General features: G+C 67.6%; 1 protein-coding gene. It reads right to left on the minus strand.

Going from position 1 to position 1427, the window contains the following annotated elements; genetic code table 11:
• Positions 1 to 55: 55 nt before the first annotated feature.
• Positions 56 to 1294: an IS256 family transposase gene (locus tag ADL12_RS21775; RefSeq protein ID WP_062704353.1), complete on the minus strand. Its 1239-nt coding sequence runs from the start codon at positions 1292 to 1294 to the stop codon at positions 56 to 58.
• Positions 1295 to 1427: the final 133 nt, after the last annotated feature.

Here is a 1427-nt window from a genome sequence, read left to right on the forward strand (position 1 = left end):
GGTCACGTCCGCTGGAGTGGTGTATCGACGGCCATTCGGTGATCTCGTTTTGAGGTTATGCGGTGAGTTCGGTCGGCAGGACGGTCTCGTCCGTTTCTGACTCGATCGGGTGGAGGCGGGCCTTGGCCAGGAGGTCGAGTCCCATGTAGCGGCGGGCCTCGGTCCACTCGTCGTTCTGCTCGGCCAGCACCGCGCCGACCAGCCGGATCACGGCGGTGCGGTCGGGGAAGATACCGACCACGTCGGTGCGGCGCCGGATCTCCTTGTTCAGCCGCTCCTGCGGATTGTTCGACCAGATCTGCCGCCAGATCTCACGCGGGAACGCGGTGAAGGCCAGCAGGTCGTGCTGGGCGGCGTCCAAGTGGGTTGCCGCCTTGGGGAACTTGGCCTCCAGCGCGTCCAGAACGTGCCGCATCTGAGCCCGGACGGCGTCGGTGTCGGGCTGTTCGAAGACCGTCCGCAGCAAGGTGGCCACCCACGGCTGAGCCGACTTCGGGACCTGGCTCAGCAGATTTCGGGCGTAATGGGTGCGGCATCGCTGCCAGGAGGCGCCCGGCAGGACCGCGCCGATCGCGTTCACCAGGCCGGTGTGAGCGTCGGAGATGACCAGCTGGACGCCGGACAGGCCGCGGGCGGTCAGTGAGCGCAGGAAGGCGAGCCAGCCGGCGCCGTCTTCGGCGGTGGCGACGTCGATGCCGAGGATCTCGCGGTGGCCGTCGGCGTTGACGCCGACCGCGATCAGGGCGTGGATGTTGATGATGCGGCCACCCTCGCGGACCTTCTGGGTCAGTGCGTCGACCCAGACGAAGGCATACGGCCCCGCGTCCAGGGGCCGGTTGCGGAAGGCTGCGACCTGCTCGTCCAGATGTTTGGCCATCGCGCTGACCTGGGACTTCGACAGTTGGGTGACGCCGAGGGACTCGGCGAGTTTCTCGACTCTGCGTGTGCTGACGCCCAGGAGGTAGGCGGTGGCGACGACCGAGATGAGTGCCTGTTCGGCCCGGCGGCGGCGTTCGAGGAGCCAGTGCGGGAAGTAGCTGCCCTGCCGCAGCTTGGGGACGGCGAGTTCGACGGTGCCGGCGCGGGTGTCCCACTCGCGGGGGCGGTAGCCGTTGCGGTGGTTGACGCGTTCGTCGCTGACCTGCCCGTATTCGGCGTTGCAGAGGGCGTCTGCCTCGGCGGACATGAGCGCGTCGGCGAACGTCTTGACCATCGCGCGCAGCAGATCGGGACTCGCCGCCGCGAGGTTGTCCTCGGCGAGGGCGTGCAAGGGCAGACTGTCTGGTGCGGTCATCGTGCTGATCTCCTTCGAGCTTCGACACCTCGAAGATCAGCCGGTGGCCGTTCATCTATGCGGGCACCATCCCGATGCCGGAGCAAACCCCCACATCAGGTCGAACCCGTACACCACTTCTCAGGACGCAACC

It is taken from the genome of Streptomyces regalis (genome assembly GCF_001509475.1).
GTDB classification, from domain to species: domain Bacteria; phylum Actinomycetota; class Actinomycetes; order Streptomycetales; family Streptomycetaceae; genus Streptomyces; species Streptomyces regalis.

Bases quoted from the DNA above. Each gene is read 5' to 3' on its own strand.
- ADL12_RS21775 (WP_062704353.1), bottom strand. From the start codon at position 1,294: ATGACCGCACCAGACAGTCTGCCCTTGCACGCCCTCGCCGAGGACAAC.